Origin of the sequence: Escherichia sp. 93.0816, from assembly GCF_013368855.2 — a bacterium.
GTDB classification, from domain to species: Bacteria; Pseudomonadota; Gammaproteobacteria; order Enterobacterales; family Enterobacteriaceae; genus Escherichia; species Escherichia ruysiae.
This window is the reverse complement of record NZ_JABWNC020000002.1, coordinates 325,312-339,568: the sequence shown is the minus strand read 5'-3', so window position 1 is coordinate 339,568 and position 14,257 is coordinate 325,312. Positions and strand designations below refer to the sequence as shown.

The window sequence follows — 14,257 nt, the reverse complement described above, 5'->3', positions numbered from 1 at the left end:
CTCATGCTGTTAAATGCGCTGGCCTCGCTTGGACATAAAGGGATTAAAACCCTGAGAACGTTCGGGCGGGCCGGGTTAATGTTATTCAATGCGCTGGTAGGCAAACCGGAATTTCGTAAACATGCGCCGCTGCTGGTGCGTCAGCTCTATAATGTCGGCGTCCTGTCGATGCTGATTATTGTGGTTTCTGGCGTGTTCATCGGAATGGTGCTGGGTCTGCAAGGTTATCTGGTTCTGACCACCTATAGTGCGGAAACCAGTCTGGGTATGCTGGTGGCGTTATCGCTGCTGCGTGAACTGGGACCGGTGGTTGCTGCGTTACTGTTTGCCGGGCGTGCCGGTTCGGCGCTAACCGCAGAAATCGGCTTGATGCGCGCCACAGAGCAGCTCTCCAGCATGGAGATGATGGCGGTCGATCCGCTGCGTCGGGTTATTTCTCCGCGTTTCTGGGCTGGGGTTATTTCATTGCCATTGCTGACGATTATTTTCGTCGCCGTGGGGATCTGGGGCGGATCGCTGGTCGGCGTTAGCTGGAAAGGTATTGATAGCGGATTCTTCTGGTCGGCAATGCAAAACGCCGTCGACTGGCGTATGGATCTGGTCAACTGTCTGATTAAGAGCGTGGTGTTCGCCATTACGGTGACGTGGATTTCGTTGTTTAACGGTTACGACGCCATCCCGACTTCTGCCGGGATTAGCCGGGCAACCACTCGCACCGTTGTCCACTCGTCTCTGGCTGTTCTGGGGCTGGATTTTGTGCTGACCGCATTGATGTTTGGGAATTGAGTTCATGCAAACGAAAAAAAATGAAATTTGGGTGGGTATCTTTTTATTAGCAGCACTGCTGGCGGCGCTGTTTGTCTGCCTGAAGGCGGCAAACGTGACGTCCATACGTACTGAACCGACCTACACGCTTTATGCGACGTTCGATAACATTGGCGGCCTGAAAGCGCGCTCTCCGGTCAGCATTGGCGGCGTTGTCGTCGGTCGGGTGGCAGATATTACGCTGGATCCGAAAACCTATCTGCCGCGCGTGACGCTGGAAATTGAACAACGTTATAACCACATTCCTGACACAAGTTCGCTGAGTATTCGTACTTCCGGCCTGCTTGGAGAGCAGTATCTGGCGTTAAACGTCGGTTTTGAAGACCCCGAACTGGGTACTGCTATTCTGAAGGATGGCGATTCGATTCAGGACACCAAGTCTGCGATGGTGCTGGAAGATCTCATTGGTCAGTTCCTTTACGGTAGTAAAGGCGATGACAATAAGAATAGTGGCGATGCGCCAGCTGCTGCGCCAGGTAATAATGAAACCACTGAACCTGTGGGTACAACGAAATAATTTCAGGAGAACCGACGCATGTTTAAACGTTTAATGATGGTCGCTTTGCTGGTGATTGCACCGCTGAGTGCGGCAACTGCGGCAGACCAGACCAATCCGTATAAGTTGATGGACGAGGCGGCGCAGAAAACGTTCGATCGCCTGAAGAATGAGCAACCGCAAATCCGGGCCAACCCGGATTATTTGCGTACTATCGTCGATCAGGAACTGCTGCCGTATGTGCAGGTGAAATACGCTGGTGCACTGGTACTGGGTCAGTACTACAAGAGCGCGACCCCAGCCCAACGTGATGCATACTTTGCCGCTTTCCGTGAGTACCTGAAGCAGGCTTACGGTCAGGCGCTGGCGATGTATCACGGGCAGACTTACCAGATTGCGCCAGAACAGCCGCTGGGTGACAAAACCATTGTGCCTATTCGCGTTACTATTATTGACCCGAATGGTCGCCCGCCGGTACGTCTGGACTTCCAGTGGCGTAAAAACTCCCAGACTGGCAACTGGCAGGCTTACGACATGATTGCTGAAGGCGTCAGCATGATCACCACCAAACAAAACGAGTGGGGGACACTACTGCGTACCAAAGGTATCGACGGCCTGACCGCGCAACTGAAATCAATTTCTCAACAGAAAATCACTCTGGAAGAGAAAAAATAATGAGCGAGTCACTGAGCTGGGTGCAGACGGGCAACACTCTGGTATTAACCGGAGAGTTGGATCAAGACGTACTGCTACCGCTTTGGGAAGTGCGTGAAGAAGCGGTGAAGGGAATTACCTGCATCGATCTTAGCCGCGTGTCCCGCGTCGATACTGGTGGACTGGCGCTGCTGCTCCACCTTATCGATCTGGCGAAAAAGCAGGGCAACAGCGTGACGCTTCAGGGGGTAAACGATAAGGTGTATACCCTGGCAAAGTTGTATAATTTGCCGTCTGATGTCCTGCCTCGTTAAATTTTTTCAGGCTGGATAAGGCGTTAACCGCCTGTCCGGCAAATCCGCCTGCAAGTCGAGCCTTGTTTGATTTATCAGCAAGGCTTTTTGCTTATTTATGCCAGCGCAACTTTGCTCTAAGATGTTTTGCTGGTTTATTAACTGATGAATGAAGATCCCATGGAAAATAATGAAATTCAGAGCGTGCTGATGAACGCTCTCTCCCTCCAGGAAGTCCACGTTTCCGGCGATGGCAGCCACTTTCAGGTTATTGCCGTGGGTGAGATGTTTGACGGCATGAGCCGGGTTAAAAAACAGCAGACGGTTTATGGTCCGCTGATGGAATATATTGCGGATAACCGCATTCATGCTGTGTCGATCAAAGCGTATACCCCTACGGAGTGGGCGCGAGATCGCAAACTGAACGGCTTTTGAGCTATGGGCGATTTGCCGGTAGCGGATATGAATTGTTAACTGAGAACAAACTAAATGGATAAATTTCGTGTTCAGGGGCCAACAAAGCTCCAGGGCGAAGTCACAATTTCCGGCGCTAAAAATGCTGCTCTGCCTATCCTTTTTGCCGCACTACTGGCGGAAGAACCGGTAGAGATCCAGAATGTCCCGAAACTGAAAGACGTTGATACATCAATGAAGCTGCTAAGCCAGCTGGGTGCGAAAGTAGAACGTAATGGTTCTGTGCATATTGACGCCCGCGACGTTAATGTATTCTGCGCACCTTATGATTTGGTCAAAACCATGCGAGCCTCTATCTGGGCGCTGGGGCCGCTGGTGGCACGTTTCGGTCAGGGACAGGTTTCTCTACCTGGTGGTTGTACGATTGGTGCGCGTCCGGTTGATTTGCATATTTCCGGGCTTGAGCAATTAGGCGCGACGATCAAACTGGAAGAAGGTTACGTAAAAGCTTCCGTTGATGGGCGTCTGAAAGGCGCGCATATCGTGATGGATAAAGTCAGCGTCGGCGCAACCGTGACCATCATGTGTGCTGCAACCCTGGCGGAAGGCACCACGATTATTGAAAACGCAGCGCGTGAACCGGAAATTGTCGATACCGCGAACTTCCTGATTACGCTGGGCGCGAAAATTAGCGGTCAGGGCACCGATCGTATCGTCATCGAAGGTGTGGAACGTCTAGGCGGCGGTGTCTATCGCGTGCTGCCGGATCGCATCGAAACCGGCACGTTCCTGGTGGCAGCGGCAATCTCTCGCGGCAAAATTATCTGCCGTAACGCCCAGCCAGATACTCTTGACGCTGTGCTGGCGAAACTGCGTGACGCTGGAGCGGACATTGAAGTAGGTGAGGACTGGATTAGCCTGGATATGCATGGCAAACGTCCGAAGGCTGTTAATGTGCGTACCGCGCCGCATCCGGCGTTCCCAACCGATATGCAAGCTCAGTTCACGCTGTTGAACCTGGTGGCAGAAGGCACCGGATTCATTACCGAAACGGTCTTTGAAAACCGCTTTATGCACGTGCCAGAGCTGAGCCGTATGGGCGCGCAAGCCGAGATTGAAAGCAATACCGTTATTTGTCACGGTGTCGAAAAACTTTCCGGCGCACAGGTCATGGCAACCGATCTGCGTGCATCAGCAAGTCTGGTACTGGCTGGCTGTATTGCGGAAGGGACTACGGTTGTTGATCGTATTTATCACATCGATCGCGGCTACGAACGCATTGAAGACAAATTGCGTGCATTAGGTGCGAATATCGAGCGTGTGAAAGGCGAGTAATCGTCTGAAAGCTGGCAGCCCCGTTCGCGGGGCTACCGCCAGACCACTCATTTTTTCGGTTTAGTGTAGCTGCGCATTAACTGCGTTCTGTCGATAAACTCATGTGTCTGCGGATCATGGTAGCGTGATGGCCATATAACCCATGGGTCAGTACCCAGGGCTTTCGCAATAATCATCTCTCCCTTTGGCCACGGACGCGATAATGCATTTGCCAGCGTCGAGGAACTCAAACCATTTCTGCGAGATTCCGCAGCCATTGACGTTCCCTTCTTGCGCAAACCCGCAATGATGTCAGCGGGATGCCAGTCAATGAAATTACTCTCCATCTTTCCTCACTCCTTAAGTTAGTCGCTTTCATTCAGAACATGTGTTCTGTCGGGCATCACTATACTCCTGATGGCGAATTGCTCTAAAAAGTTCATGTAAATAGTGTGAAGATTCAGAATATATAAAGACAAAAACCTGATTATTCAGATGGTATTGCACTGAATAAGTGTTTTTATGGAACTTACTGGAGTTATCCCGCGCAATGCGCGGGATAAAGGGAAGGAATTAACGATCGCGTTGAACCGCGATGTGTGCAAGGCCGATTAACGCCTCTCGCCACGGGGTATCCGGGAGTATCTGTAACGCTTCGATGGCTTTGTCTGCCTCTTCCTCGGCACGCTGACGCGTCCATTCAAGAGATCCACACGCGTTCATTGCTTCCAGAACCGGTTCCAGAAGATGACGCCCATTGCCTTGCTCAATAGCTGAACGGATCATTTGCGCCTGCTCCGGTGTACCATTATGCATCGCATGTAGCAGCGGCAGCGTCGGTTTACCTTCGTTTAGATCGTCCCCGACGTTTTTACCTAACTGTTCACCATCGGCGCTGTAATCGAGTAAATCGTCGATGAGCTGAAAAGCGGTGCCGAGGTAACGACCATAATCCTGCAGGCCTTTTTCCTCTTCCGGCGTACATCCTGCCAGAATCCCGGAACACTGCGCAGCAGCCTCAAACAGACGTGCAGTTTTGCTGTAGATAACGCGCATGTAGTTTTCTTCGGTGATATCCGGGTCGTTAACGTTCATCAGTTGCAGAACTTCACCTTCTGCGATGACGTTTACGGCTTCTGACATCACTTCCAGCACTTTGAGCGAGCCGAGGCTGGTCATCATCTGGAACGCGCGGGTGTAAATAAAATCGCCTACCAGCACGCTGGCAGCATTGCCAAACGCGGCGTTAGCGGTAGCTTTACCACGGCGCATATCTGATTCATCCACAACGTCGTCGTGTAGCAGAGTCGCTGTGTGGATAAACTCGATCAGGGCGGCAATGGTGACATGCGCATTTCCCTCATAGCCAACAGCTCGTGCAGCCAGTACAGCAATCATCGGACGAATACGTTTACCGCCGCCGCTGATGATGTAATAGCCTAACTGATTGATCAGTTGGACGTCGGAATTAAGCTGCTCAAGGATTGCCGCATTAACACCCGCCATATCTTGCGCGGTTAACTCATTGATTTTTTCTAAATTCATCGCAAAAGCCGGGCTTTTCGCCCCGATTACCTTACTGTGAACAAAGGCAACTTAGGGTTTATGGTTAGGAATATAGGGTGATTGTACTGAAAAAATGGCACAGATAAACGTTACCGTACAAGTTGTGTTTTTTTTCTTCGTGTATTGACTGTAGCACTTGTCAAAGGCGTGCGTTTTGCGTAATATTCGCGCCCTATTGTGAATATTTATAGCGCACTCTGAATCATTGAAAAGGTGTGCGCGGAAGCGGAGTTTTATATGTACGCGGTTTTCCAAAGTGGTGGTAAACAACACCGAGTAAGCGAAGGTCAGACCGTTCGCCTGGAAAAGCTGGACATCGCAACTGGCGAAACTGTTGAGTTCGCAGAAGTTCTGATGATCGCAAACGGTGAAGAAGTCAAAATCGGCGTTCCTTTCGTTGATGGCGGCGTAATCAAAGCTGAAGTTGTTGCTCACGGTCGTGGCGAGAAAGTTAAAATCGTTAAGTTTCGTCGTCGTAAACACTATCGTAAGCAGCAGGGCCATCGTCAGTGGTTCACTGATGTGAAAATTACTGGCATCAGCGCCTAAGACCTGAGGAGAGATTTCAAATGGCACATAAAAAGGCTGGCGGCTCCACACGTAACGGTCGCGATTCAGAAGCTAAACGCCTGGGCGTTAAGCGTTTCGGTGGCGAATCCGTTCTGGCGGGTAGCATCATCGTTCGTCAACGTGGCACCAAATTCCACGCTGGCACTAACGTAGGTTGCGGTCGTGACCACACTCTGTTTGCTAAAGCAGACGGTAAAGTGAAATTCGAAGTTAAAGGCCCGAAAAACCGTAAATTTATCAGCATCGAAGCTGAATAAGTTTTTCGCGTCCCGGTAACGGATGAAAGCCCCGCAACACGTTGCGGGGCTTTTTACATTCGATAGCCGGTAAAATGCGCATCGTGCGGCGTTAATCCGCAAATGCGTTTTGCAGGGATTACGGTATGAAGCAGCAGGCAGGCATTGGCATTCTTTTGGCGCTCACCACAGCAATTTGCTGGGGGGCGTTGCCAATCGCAATGAAGCAGGTGCTGGAGGTGATGGAACCTCCGACAATTGTGTTTTACCGTTTCTTGATGGCGAGTATTGGCCTTGGTGCTATTCTTGCGGTGAAGAAGAAGCTGCCGCCATTACATGTGTTTCGTAGGCCACGCTGGCTGATATTACTGGCGGTGGCGACTGCCGGGCTGTTTGGGAATTTCATCCTGTTCAGCTCATCCTTGCAATATCTGAGTCCGACCGCCTCGCAGGTGATTGGGCAACTCTCGCCAGTTGGCATGATGGTTGCCAGCGTATTTATCCTGAAAGAGAAAATGCGCAGCACCCAGGTTGTGGGGGCATTGATGCTCCTGAGCGGCCTGGTGATGTTCTTTAACACCAGTCTGGTCGAGATATTTACAAAGCTCACCGATTACACCTGGGGAGTTATCTTTGGGGTCGGTGCGGCGACGGTTTGGGTGAGTTATGGCGTGGCGCAAAAGGTTTTATTGCGTCGGCTGGCCTCACCGCAGATCCTGTTTTTACTGTACACTTTATGTACAATTGCGCTCTTCCCTCTGGCAAAGCCTGGAGTGATAGCGCAGCTTAGCCACTGGCAGCTCGCATGTTTAATTTTTTGCGGACTGAATACGTTGGTAGGATATGGCGCCCTGGCGGAAGCGATGGCTCGCTGGCAGGCAGCGCAGGTGAGCGCGATCATCACGCTCACCCCACTGTTTACGCTGTTTTTTTCAGATCTTTTATCACTGGCCTGGCCCGATTTCTTCGCCAGACCGATGTTAAACCTTTTAGGTTATCTCGGTGCGTTTGTCGTGGTTGCGGGCGCGATGTATTCCGCCATTGGTCATCGTATTTGGGGCGGATTACGTAAGCATACAACGGTGGTATCGCAACCCCGCGCAGGCGAATGATTTACGGAGAATAAAATGAAGTTTGTTGATGAAGCATCGATTCTGGTCGTTGCAGGTGATGGCGGTAATGGTTGCGTGAGCTTCCGCCGCGAAAAATATATTCCGAAAGGCGGCCCGGATGGCGGCGACGGTGGTGACGGCGGTGACGTATGGATGGAAGCCGACGAGAACCTGAATACGCTTATCGATTATCGTTTTGAGAAATCTTTCCGCGCCGAGCGTGGTCAGAATGGCGCAAGCCGCGACTGTACCGGTAAGCGTGGTAAAGACGTGACGATTAAAGTGCCTGTAGGTACGCGTGTTATCGATCAGGGCACCGGCGAAACCATGGGCGATATGACCAAACACGGTCAGCGTCTGCTGGTTGCCAAGGGCGGCTGGCACGGTCTGGGCAATACCCGTTTCAAATCGTCCGTTAACCGTACACCACGGCAGAAAACTAACGGTACGCCGGGCGATAAGCGCGAGCTGCTGCTTGAACTAATGCTGCTGGCTGACGTCGGTATGCTGGGGATGCCAAATGCGGGTAAATCGACATTTATTCGTGCTGTCTCGGCGGCTAAACCGAAAGTAGCGGACTATCCGTTTACCACTCTGGTGCCAAGTCTGGGTGTGGTTCGAATGGACAACGAAAAGAGCTTCGTTGTTGCCGATATTCCAGGGCTGATTGAAGGCGCTGCGGAAGGCGCAGGTCTGGGGATTCGCTTCCTGAAGCACCTGGAACGTTGCCGCGTCCTGTTGCACCTTATCGATATCGATCCGATTGACGGCACCGATCCGGTTGAAAACGCGCGTATTATTATCAGCGAGCTGGAAAAATACAGTCAGGATCTGGCGGCGAAACCGCGTTGGTTAGTCTTCAACAAGATCGATCTGCTGGATAAAGCGGAAGCCGAAGAGAAAGCGAAAGCGATCGCTGAGGCGCTGGGCTGGGAAGATAAATATTATCTGATCTCTGCGGCAAGCGGACTGGGCGTTAAAGATCTCTGCTGGGATGTGATGACCTTTATCATTGAAAACCCGGTCGTGCAGGCCGAAGAAGCGAAACAGCCAGAGAAAGTCGAATTCATGTGGGATGATTATCACCGTCAGCAGCTTGAAGAAATTGCTGAAGAGGATGATGAAGACTGGGATGACGACTGGGACGAAGACGACGAAGAAGGCGTTGAGTTCATTTACAAGCGTTAATTACGGATGACAAACGCCAAATAGCCTGATGCGCTACGCTTATCAGGCCTACAAGAGAATTGCAATATATTGAATTTGCACAATTTTGTAGGCCGACTCAGGCGTTAATGCCGCATCCGGCATAAACAAAGCGCACTTTGTCAATAATCTGAAACCCCGACCATGCGCCGGGGTTTCTTTTTGACTAATTGTTCTGATAAATATCTTTATACAAGCGGCTTTCAAATCGCACTAACGGAATACGGCGATTACGCTGATCCGCCGGTTCTACCGCATAGCCAGAAAGATATTGTACGAACGCCATTCGTTGCCCACTCGCCGTGGTGATGAATCCTGCCAGGTTATACACCCCTTGCAACGACCCCGTTTTCGCTGAGACTTTGCCATCCACGCCTGCCTGATGCAGACCTGCACGGTACTGCAAAGAGCCGTCATAGCCCGCCAGCGGCAGCATAGAGATAAAGTTAAGCTCGTTGTCGTGTTGGGCGATATATTGCAGCACCTGCATCATGGTGGCAGGAGCAATCAGGTTATGGCGTGAAAGTCCCGAGCCGTCGGCAATAATCGTGTTGCCAATATCGACACCGGCTTGCTGGCGCAGGATCTGACGCACGGCGTCCGACCCGGCCCGCCATGTTCCAGGCACATTGAAGCGCGCATGGCCTATCATGCGGAAAACCGTATCGGCGATCATGTTGTCTGATTTTTTCAGCATAATCTTAAGCAGATCATGCAAAGGAGCCGATTGTTTACTGGCAACCACCGTTCCAGGTTCGTTAACCTGAGTCTGGCGCAGCAGTGTTCCGCTCCAGGTGATACCTGCCTGTTTTAACTCATCTTTCAGAATTGCACCGGCATAGCTGGCACCATCTTGCACCGCAAAGGCTAACGGGAGCGGCTCGGAACGTTGTGGCAGGCATCCAGTCAGCGTAAAGCGGTTCAGGTCGCCTGGCACGACATCCAGCTCACAGTATTGCGCTTCGGCAGAACCACGGGGGAGGGTGCGTACCTGGCTGAACATCGTAACGGGGTAATAAGATGCCACGCGTATAAAAGCCATATCACCGGGTTTTTGGGCGCTGTAGAGCGAGACGGAGAAGCAATTGCGGTCAACAATGGCAGCGGCGGGAGGGGCGCTAAAGCATTGTGTCATATCATTCCATGGCCAGCCGGGAGCTTTATCATGACTGGCAAAAATGGAGGTATCTATGAGTACATTGCCATCGATTTGTGTGACACCAGATTTTTTCAGAGTCGCGACCATATTGCGAATATCCTGACGTTTTAGCGTAGGATCGGCACCAAATCGCGCCACTAAATCGCCTTTAAGCACTCCGTTTTCCACATTGCCTTTGGTTTCAAGCGTAGTGGTAAAACGAAAATCGGGGCCGAGTTGAATCAACGCCGCCAGCGCAGTGATTACTTTTTGCGTACTGGCGGGCAGCGCCATCTGCTGACTGTGGTAATCAATCGTGGGGGCAGACGCGCCGACTCTTTGCACCATCAGGGCAAGGTTGGCACCAGCAGGAAGCTGAGTAATGTACTCATCAACATTTGCGGCCTGGACACTGAACGCTATACAGCTGGTCAATCCGATGATAAATCTGGAAAATCGCATAATCTCGCGCTAACAACCTGGAATCGAGCCGTCATACTACGGCGCAACGCCCTATAAAGTAAACGATGACCCTTCGGGAACTTCAGGGTAAAATGATCATCAAAATGTGAATTGTAGCTGACCTGGAACCTGTTTCCGGGTTGGTATTTTTTTGCTTCTGGCCTGGTGAGGAGTTATGCCGGGCTGACCGAACAGCCGGGGTGGGTGGAGACTCGCCCCATCAGGAATATTCAAGAGGTATAACAAATGCAAGCTATTCCGATGACCTTACGCGGCGCTGAGAAACTACGCGAAGAGCTGGATTTTCTGAAATCTGTGCGCCGTCCTGAAATCATTGCTGCTATCGCGGAAGCGCGTGAACATGGCGACCTGAAAGAGAATGCTGAATACCACGCAGCGCGTGAGCAGCAGGGTTTCTGCGAAGGCCGTATCAAAGACATCGAAGCCAAGCTGTCGAACGCGCAGGTGATTGATGTCACCAAAATGCCAAACAATGGTCGCGTTATTTTTGGTGCTACCGTAACGGTGTTGAATCTGGATTCTGATGAAGAACAGACTTATCGCATCGTAGGCGATGACGAAGCTGACTTTAAACAAAACCTGATTTCTGTAAACTCGCCTATCGCTCGTGGCCTGATCGGCAAAGAAGAAGATGATGTTGTGGTCATCAAAACGCCAGGCGGCGAAGTGGAATTTGAAGTAATTAAGGTAGAATACCTGTAAGAATTACCCAATACTCAAAATGTTGATGTATTGTAAAGAAAGGAAAAAGGCCGCTATGCGGCCTTTTATCAACGAACAGAGCGTGGCATTTTGCTCTCCTGCCTGCGGAAAATCCCTCGTTTTACACAGAAAATGTGTGTAACTTTAGGATAATCTTAGCGTGGCAGCGAGATTTTACGTTCTTTAGTTGGGCGATAAAGCACCAGCGTTTTACCGATGACCTGTACATTACAGGCGCCGGTTTCGCGCACGATAGCTTCCACGATCAAGGTTTTAGTTTCGCGATCTTCTGTGGCGATTTTCACCTTGATGAGTTCATGGTGCTCTAACGCTTGTTCAATCTCGGCCAGCACCCCTTCGGTCAAACCATTACTGCCAAGCAGAACAACTGGCTTGAGCGGATGTGCCAGACCTTTCAGGTGTTGTTTTTGTTTAGTACTCAGATTCATCGTATTTTTTTGCTTACGTTGGGATTGAAAACGGGTCATTCTACCGCCATCTCCCATATATCACCAAACAGGCGCGTAAAAATTTACGCAATTGGTTACGATGAGTCATCCCAATGGGAAAGTTAAATGACAGGTAAGAAGCGTTCTGCCAGCTCCAGCCGTTGGCTTCAGGAACACTTTAGCGATAAATATGTTCAACAGGCACAGAAAAAGGGGTTACGTTCCCGTGCCTGGTTTAAACTTGATGAAATACAGCAAAGTGACAAACTCTTTAAACCGGGAATGACGGTTGTCGACCTTGGTGCTGCCCCGGGTGGTTGGTCACAATATGTGGTCACCCAAATTGGCGGCAAAGGCCGCATCATCGCTTGCGATCTTTTACCTATGGATCCTATCGTTGGTGTGGACTTTCTTCAGGGCGATTTTCGTGATGAACTGGTGATGAAAGCACTGCTGGAACGCGTAGGCGACAGCAAAGTCCAGGTTGTCATGTCCGATATGGCACCAAACATGAGCGGAACACCGGCGGTGGATATCCCCCGTGCCATGTATCTGGTGGAACTGGCGCTAGAAATGTGTCGTGATGTGTTAGCGCCGGGTGGCAGTTTTGTAGTGAAGGTGTTCCAGGGCGAAGGTTTCGATGAGTATCTAAGGGAAATTCGCTCCCTGTTTACGAAGGTCAAAGTTCGTAAGCCGGACTCTTCTCGTGCACGTTCGCGGGAAGTGTATATTGTAGCGACCGGGCGTAAACCCTAACCGGGAGATTTCAGACGAAAGTTTGAAAGATGCTGGATATAGAGTATCCTGACGCTGTTTTTAACACAGTTGTAATAAGAGGTTAATCCCTTGAGTGACATGGCGAAAAACCTAATACTCTGGCTGGTCATTGCCGTTGTGCTGATGTCAGTATTCCAGAGCTTTGGGCCCAGCGAGTCTAATGGCCGTAAGGTGGATTACTCTACCTTCCTACAAGAGGTCAATAACGACCAGGTTCGTGAAGCGCGTATCAACGGACGTGAAATCAACGTTACCAAGAAAGATAGTAACCGTTATACCACTTACATTCCGGTTCAGGATCCGAAACTACTGGATAACCTGCTGACCAAGAACGTCAAGGTTGTCGGTGAACCGCCTGAAGAGCCAAGCCTGCTGGCTTCTATCTTCATTTCATGGTTCCCGATGCTGTTGCTGATTGGTGTCTGGATCTTCTTCATGCGTCAAATGCAGGGCGGCGGCGGTAAAGGCGCGATGTCGTTCGGTAAGAGCAAAGCGCGCATGTTGACGGAAGATCAGATCAAAACGACCTTTGCTGATGTTGCGGGTTGCGACGAAGCAAAAGAAGAAGTTGCCGAACTGGTTGAGTATCTGCGTGAGCCGAGCCGCTTCCAGAAACTGGGCGGTAAGATCCCGAAAGGCGTCCTGATGGTCGGTCCTCCGGGTACGGGTAAAACGCTGCTGGCGAAAGCTATTGCAGGTGAAGCGAAAGTTCCGTTCTTTACCATCTCCGGTTCTGACTTCGTAGAAATGTTCGTTGGTGTTGGTGCATCTCGTGTGCGTGACATGTTCGAACAGGCGAAGAAAGCGGCACCGTGCATCATCTTCATCGATGAAATCGACGCCGTAGGCCGCCAGCGTGGCGCTGGTCTGGGTGGTGGTCATGATGAACGTGAACAGACTCTGAACCAGATGCTGGTTGAGATGGACGGCTTCGAAGGTAACGAAGGTATCATCGTTATCGCGGCGACTAACCGTCCGGACGTTCTCGACCCGGCACTGCTGCGTCCTGGTCGTTTCGACCGTCAGGTTGTGGTTGGTCTGCCAGATGTGCGTGGGCGTGAGCAAATCCTGAAAGTGCATATGCGTCGCGTACCGTTGGCGCCAGATGTTGATGCGGCAATTATTGCTCGTGGCACACCAGGCTTCTCCGGTGCAGACCTGGCGAACCTGGTGAACGAAGCTGCACTGTTCGCCGCGCGTGGCAATAAACGTGTCGTTTCGATGGTTGAGTTCGAGAAAGCGAAAGACAAAATCATGATGGGTGCGGAACGTCGCTCCATGGTGATGACGGAAGCGCAGAAAGAATCGACTGCTTACCACGAAGCTGGTCATGCGATTATCGGTCGCCTGGTGCCGGAACACGATCCGGTGCACAAAGTAACGATTATCCCGCGCGGTCGCGCGCTGGGTGTGACCTTCTTCCTGCCTGAAGGCGACGCAATCAGCGCCAGCCGACAGAAACTGGAAAGCCAGATTAGTACCCTGTACGGCGGTCGTCTGGCAGAAGAGATCATCTACGGACCAGAACATGTTTCTACCGGTGCGTCGAACGATATTAAAGTTGCGACTAACCTGGCGCGTAACATGGTGACCCAGTGGGGCTTCTCTGAAAAACTCGGTCCGCTGCTGTATGCGGAAGAAGAAGGTGAAGTTTTCCTCGGTCGTAGCGTGGCGAAAGCAAAACATATGTCCGATGAAACCGCGCGTATCATCGACCAGGAAGTGAAGTCACTGATTGAACGTAACTACAATCGTGCGCGTCAATTGTTGAACGACAATCTGGATATCCTTCATGCGATGAAAGATGCACTCATGAAATATGAGACCATCGACGCACCGCAGATTGATGACTTGATGGCTCGTCGCGATGTACGCCCGCCTGCAGGTTGGGATGAGTCGGGAGCATCTAACAATTCTGACAATAATGGCACGCCAAAGGCGCCGCGTCCGGTTGATGAACCACGTACGCCAAATCCGGGTAACACCATGTCAGAGCAGTTAGGCGACAAGTAAGTTCCCGCA

At 51.1% G+C, this 14,257-nt stretch carries 17 protein-coding genes; 13 read left to right on the top strand and 4 right to left on the bottom strand.

Annotation, left to right across the window (positions count from 1 at the left end; genetic code table 11):
• Positions 1-3: 3 nt before the first annotated feature.
• The 6 genes from mlaE (at position 4) to murA (ending at position 4,017) form a co-directional block, all read left to right on the top strand.
• Positions 4-786: a lipid asymmetry maintenance ABC transporter permease subunit MlaE gene (gene mlaE, locus HEM79_RS04360; protein WP_000925792.1), complete on the top strand. Its 783-nt coding sequence runs from the start codon at positions 4-6 to the stop codon at positions 784-786.
• A 4-nt stretch (positions 787-790) separates the two neighbouring features.
• Positions 791-1,342 carry an outer membrane lipid asymmetry maintenance protein MlaD gene (gene mlaD / locus HEM79_RS04355; RefSeq protein ID WP_016159478.1) on the top strand — a complete coding sequence of 184 codons (552 nt, stop codon included), beginning with the start codon at positions 791-793 and terminating at the stop codon, positions 1,340-1,342.
• Between the two features lie 18 nt (positions 1,343-1,360).
• Positions 1,361-1,996 (top strand): phospholipid-binding protein MlaC, encoded by a 636-nt coding sequence (gene mlaC, locus HEM79_RS04350; RefSeq protein ID WP_000476484.1) that lies wholly within the window; start codon positions 1,361-1,363, stop codon positions 1,994-1,996.
• A complete protein-coding gene (gene mlaB, locus HEM79_RS04345) occupies positions 1,996-2,289 on the top strand; it encodes a lipid asymmetry maintenance protein MlaB (RefSeq protein WP_000004491.1) in 294 nt (97 codons plus the stop codon). Before mlaC ends, mlaB begins: the two co-directional genes overlap by 1 nt.
• A 159-nt stretch (positions 2,290-2,448) precedes the next feature.
• A complete protein-coding gene (gene ibaG, locus HEM79_RS04340; protein WP_010346509.1) occupies positions 2,449-2,703 on the top strand; it encodes a BolA family iron metabolism protein IbaG in 255 nt (84 codons plus the stop codon).
• Positions 2,704-2,757: 54 nt separating this feature from the next.
• Positions 2,758-4,017: a UDP-N-acetylglucosamine 1-carboxyvinyltransferase gene (murA, locus tag HEM79_RS04335; RefSeq protein ID WP_000357262.1), complete on the top strand. Its 1,260-nt coding sequence runs from the start codon at positions 2,758-2,760 to the stop codon at positions 4,015-4,017.
• A 47-nt stretch (positions 4,018-4,064) separates the two neighbouring features.
• Here murA and sfsB read toward each other — a convergent pair whose 3' ends face one another.
• A complete protein-coding gene (gene sfsB, locus HEM79_RS04330) occupies positions 4,065-4,343 on the bottom strand; it encodes a DNA-binding transcriptional regulator SfsB (protein ID WP_000445413.1) in 279 nt (92 codons plus the stop codon).
• Positions 4,344-4,569: 226 nt separating this feature from the next.
• Entirely contained in the window at positions 4,570-5,541 is a 972-nt protein-coding gene (ispB, locus tag HEM79_RS04325; protein WP_176242881.1) for an octaprenyl diphosphate synthase, read from the bottom strand.
• Positions 5,542-5,799: 258 nt separating this feature from the next.
• Between ispB and rplU the strand changes: the two genes are divergently transcribed.
• The 4 genes from rplU to cgtA all read left to right on the top strand — a co-directional run bounded on the left by rplU (position 5,800) and on the right by cgtA (position 8,668).
• On the top strand, positions 5,800-6,111 hold the full coding sequence (rplU, locus tag HEM79_RS04320; RefSeq protein WP_000271401.1) for a 50S ribosomal protein L21: 312 nt from the start codon (positions 5,800-5,802) through the stop codon (positions 6,109-6,111).
• Positions 6,112-6,131: 20 nt separating this feature from the next.
• The gene (gene rpmA, locus HEM79_RS04315) at positions 6,132-6,389 is read left to right on the top strand and encodes a 50S ribosomal protein L27 (protein WP_000940596.1); all 258 of its coding nucleotides are present in this window, start codon (positions 6,132-6,134) and stop codon (positions 6,387-6,389) included.
• 125 nt (positions 6,390-6,514) lie between these two features.
• Positions 6,515-7,480: a DMT family transporter gene (locus HEM79_RS04310; RefSeq protein WP_000813013.1), complete on the top strand. Its 966-nt coding sequence runs from the start codon at positions 6,515-6,517 to the stop codon at positions 7,478-7,480.
• A 15-nt stretch (positions 7,481-7,495) separates the two neighbouring features.
• Positions 7,496-8,668: an Obg family GTPase CgtA gene (gene cgtA / locus HEM79_RS04305; RefSeq protein WP_000673561.1), complete on the top strand. Its 1,173-nt coding sequence runs from the start codon at positions 7,496-7,498 to the stop codon at positions 8,666-8,668.
• Positions 8,669-8,852: 184 nt separating this feature from the next.
• On the opposite strand, the gene dacB is transcribed toward cgtA, so the two are convergent.
• Complete coding sequence (gene dacB, locus HEM79_RS04300; RefSeq protein ID WP_001212645.1) at positions 8,853-10,286, bottom strand: serine-type D-Ala-D-Ala carboxypeptidase; 1,434 nt, start codon at positions 10,284-10,286, stop codon at positions 8,853-8,855.
• A gap of 246 nt (positions 10,287-10,532) precedes the next feature.
• On the opposite strand from dacB, the gene greA reads away from it, so the two are divergent.
• The gene (gene greA / locus HEM79_RS04295) at positions 10,533-11,009 is read left to right on the top strand and encodes a transcription elongation factor GreA (protein WP_001148001.1); all 477 of its coding nucleotides are present in this window, start codon (positions 10,533-10,535) and stop codon (positions 11,007-11,009) included.
• 155 nt (positions 11,010-11,164) lie between these two features.
• Here the strand turns inward: greA and yhbY are convergent, their stop codons facing one another.
• Positions 11,165-11,458 (bottom strand): ribosome assembly RNA-binding protein YhbY, encoded by a 294-nt coding sequence (gene yhbY / locus HEM79_RS04290; protein WP_001054420.1) that lies wholly within the window; start codon positions 11,456-11,458, stop codon positions 11,165-11,167.
• A 126-nt stretch (positions 11,459-11,584) separates the two neighbouring features.
• On the opposite strand from yhbY, the gene rlmE reads away from it, so the two are divergent.
• Complete coding sequence (gene rlmE / locus HEM79_RS04285; RefSeq protein ID WP_000145975.1) at positions 11,585-12,214, top strand: 23S rRNA (uridine(2552)-2'-O)-methyltransferase RlmE; 630 nt, start codon at positions 11,585-11,587, stop codon at positions 12,212-12,214.
• A gap of 99 nt (positions 12,215-12,313) precedes the next feature.
• Positions 12,314-14,248: an ATP-dependent zinc metalloprotease FtsH gene (gene ftsH / locus HEM79_RS04280; protein ID WP_001107477.1), complete on the top strand. Its 1,935-nt coding sequence runs from the start codon at positions 12,314-12,316 to the stop codon at positions 14,246-14,248.
• Positions 14,249-14,257: the final 9 nt, after the last annotated feature.

What these genes read in the sequence shown, in the direction of transcription:
- yhbY (WP_001054420.1), bottom strand. Translation starts at nt 11,458, where the DNA reads ATGAATCTGAGTACTAAACAAAAACAACACCTGAAAGGTCTGGCACAT.
- rlmE (WP_000145975.1), top strand. Translation starts at nt 11,585, where the DNA reads ATGACAGGTAAGAAGCGTTCTGCCAGCTCCAGCCGTTGGCTTCAGGAA.
- greA (WP_001148001.1), top strand. Translation starts at nt 10,533, where the DNA reads ATGCAAGCTATTCCGATGACCTTACGCGGCGCTGAGAAACTACGCGAA.
- rpmA (WP_000940596.1), top strand. Translation starts at nt 6,132, where the DNA reads ATGGCACATAAAAAGGCTGGCGGCTCCACACGTAACGGTCGCGATTCA.
- mlaB (WP_000004491.1), top strand. Translation starts at nt 1,996, where the DNA reads ATGAGCGAGTCACTGAGCTGGGTGCAGACGGGCAACACTCTGGTATTA.
- HEM79_RS04310 (WP_000813013.1), top strand. Translation starts at nt 6,515, where the DNA reads ATGAAGCAGCAGGCAGGCATTGGCATTCTTTTGGCGCTCACCACAGCA.
- mlaD (WP_016159478.1), top strand. Translation starts at nt 791, where the DNA reads ATGCAAACGAAAAAAAATGAAATTTGGGTGGGTATCTTTTTATTAGCA.
- cgtA (WP_000673561.1), top strand. Translation starts at nt 7,496, where the DNA reads ATGAAGTTTGTTGATGAAGCATCGATTCTGGTCGTTGCAGGTGATGGC.
- rplU (WP_000271401.1), top strand. Translation starts at nt 5,800, where the DNA reads ATGTACGCGGTTTTCCAAAGTGGTGGTAAACAACACCGAGTAAGCGAA.
- murA (WP_000357262.1), top strand. Translation starts at nt 2,758, where the DNA reads ATGGATAAATTTCGTGTTCAGGGGCCAACAAAGCTCCAGGGCGAAGTC.
- ftsH (WP_001107477.1), top strand. Translation starts at nt 12,314, where the DNA reads ATGGCGAAAAACCTAATACTCTGGCTGGTCATTGCCGTTGTGCTGATG.
- mlaC (WP_000476484.1), top strand. Translation starts at nt 1,361, where the DNA reads ATGTTTAAACGTTTAATGATGGTCGCTTTGCTGGTGATTGCACCGCTG.
- ibaG (WP_010346509.1), top strand. Translation starts at nt 2,449, where the DNA reads ATGGAAAATAATGAAATTCAGAGCGTGCTGATGAACGCTCTCTCCCTC.
- dacB (WP_001212645.1), bottom strand. Translation starts at nt 10,286, where the DNA reads ATGCGATTTTCCAGATTTATCATCGGATTGACCAGCTGTATAGCGTTC.
- mlaE (WP_000925792.1), top strand. Translation starts at nt 4, where the DNA reads ATGCTGTTAAATGCGCTGGCCTCGCTTGGACATAAAGGGATTAAAACC.
- sfsB (WP_000445413.1), bottom strand. Translation starts at nt 4,343, where the DNA reads ATGGAGAGTAATTTCATTGACTGGCATCCCGCTGACATCATTGCGGGT.
- ispB (WP_176242881.1), bottom strand. Translation starts at nt 5,541, where the DNA reads ATGAATTTAGAAAAAATCAATGAGTTAACCGCGCAAGATATGGCGGGT.